The organism is Endozoicomonas sp. SESOKO2 (assembly GCF_024606245.1).
Taxonomy (GTDB): domain Bacteria; phylum Pseudomonadota; class Gammaproteobacteria; order Pseudomonadales; family Endozoicomonadaceae; genus Endozoicomonas_A.
Genome location: NZ_JAHHPQ010000555.1, coordinates 1 through 1,920, shown reverse-complemented (window position 1 = coordinate 1,920; position 1,920 = coordinate 1). Strand labels below are relative to the sequence as shown.

The 1,920-nt window shown below is 47.8% G+C and carries 2 protein-coding genes; both read left to right on the top strand.

What is annotated here, in order from left to right:
• Positions 1–457: hypothetical protein (locus KDK17_RS13495; protein WP_257254635.1), on the top strand; the 457-nt coding region annotated here is incomplete at its 5' end.
• A 163-nt stretch (positions 458–620) separates the two neighbouring features.
• Positions 621–1,920: hypothetical protein (locus tag KDK17_RS13490; protein ID WP_257288272.1), on the top strand; the 1,300-nt coding region annotated here is incomplete at its 3' end.

Genomic DNA, 1,920 nt, shown 5'->3' with positions numbered 1-1,920 from the left:
CGGAAAGGTCTGCAGAAATGCTCATGCCCTGTCAGATCACAAAAGCAGAGACCACTGCGTGCAAAAAAACTGTGACTTGATCGTGGTTGGGGAGGATGGTCGGCAGCAACCATGCGGTAAGGTCTGCAAGAGTGGACATGCCTTGTCGGATCATAAAAGAGCAGAGCACACCAGGCAGCAAGCCTGCGGTGCAACAACAGTCGGGAAGAATGGTCAGCAGCGGCCGTGCAGGAAGGTCTGCAAGAATGCTCGCGCCTTGAGTGATCACATGAGAAAAAACCACAGCGGGCCACAAACCTGTGAGGTCACTGTAGTCGGGGAGAATGGACAGCAACGGCCATGCAAGCAGGCCTGCAAGAATCTTCAGGCCTTTTTGAATCACAAAAGAAGGCATCGAAAACGCAAGCTTGATGATATGGACCGGAACAATGACTTAAGTCCTCAGGAAGTAAAGTGAAATAAGCAACGATCTGATCCAGTACATGGCTTCATTAGATTTTTAACAGAAGAACTTCAAGGTAAAAACACGCTTATTTTCTTGATCTATCCTTCCTCTCTGTCAACCGGAATGCAGGGATAGAATTATTAAACACTCACTCTTTGAGGTACTACTGTTGCTAATGTCGTTGTCTGTCGTCTGTCAGAGCGAAGCGTTGACAAGACATTATATACTCGAGCTTGAGCAGGGTGCAGTTTATTCAAAACAGAACTACTCTATAAAACCTGTCTGGCCAACATTACCGGACAATCCGTCAGCCATTACCTACAATAAAGACCACGCAGAATTAACTTTACCAACTGATGACAAACGACAGAGGTCTGGGATTTACGAACTAAAAACGGCCATCGTTGGGTCGATTTCATGGCAATGGCTTTATGCCACTGGCATTGTGGTTGCGTACGAAATGATCCTGACCACCAAGGATGCCCCTGCAAGCTCATGGCTTCCTGTAGAAGTAGTTTTCGCTGTCGCCTCGCTTTTAAAAATCTATTGGAACCCAAATTCATCGCTGTCTAACCCGATTCAACAACAGGAGGCAACCTCTCTGCCGATACAAGGGGATCACCCGTTTGCGACTGTTACTATGATGCATGGCTCTGATGATAACCCGGCACAATACCCACTATCAGAATCATCCTGCCAGAAAGTCCCGGAAACCACCATCCACTCTTCAGGCTCATTCAAAAGTCTCGTGTATTCTGACTCTGGCGACAGTAACGGAGACCCTGAACAACACTCACACACTTTGGGTTTAAATTGTTTCGTCCATCCCTGTCATGGCGTTTGTCGATTTCGGGCATCAATAGCAGTATCCACACAACAATCATGCCTTCGCTCGGCGAATGAACACTGTCTTAGTTGCATATACCATTTTGATCCCCAAATCGCTTCGTACTTCATGAGCGGAGCGCCCATCTGTACCACTGATTCTAACGGGCTACTAAATCATGATGTGCAAATGCCCGGGAATGTGTCCGTCAACGCTGACGACCGGGTCATAATAGACGGGTTACTCAGTCTGGGTGGTCATAGCCTTCCAGAAAACGGGATTACCTGTACGCTTGCTCATTCAACACGCCCGATGGGGATTTCATTTTTGGGTTGTCTTCCTTCTGGAGGGGATACCCATTGGCAACAAACTCCGTCAGATTACAAAAAAAAATACGACACTGAACAAAGAGTATGCGTCCTGCCGGTGATCGGGGAGGATGGGCAGCTGCGGCCATGTGGAAAGGTCTACAAGAATGCTCGTAGCCTGTCGGATCACAGAATCAAATTCCACAGCGGACAACGAACCTGTGACACACCAGTAATTGGGGAGAACGGTCAACAGCAGCCATGCGGGATTACCTGCAAGAATGCTAAAGTCCTTTCGTATCACAAAAACAGATACCACAGCGGGCCAAAAACCTGTGACT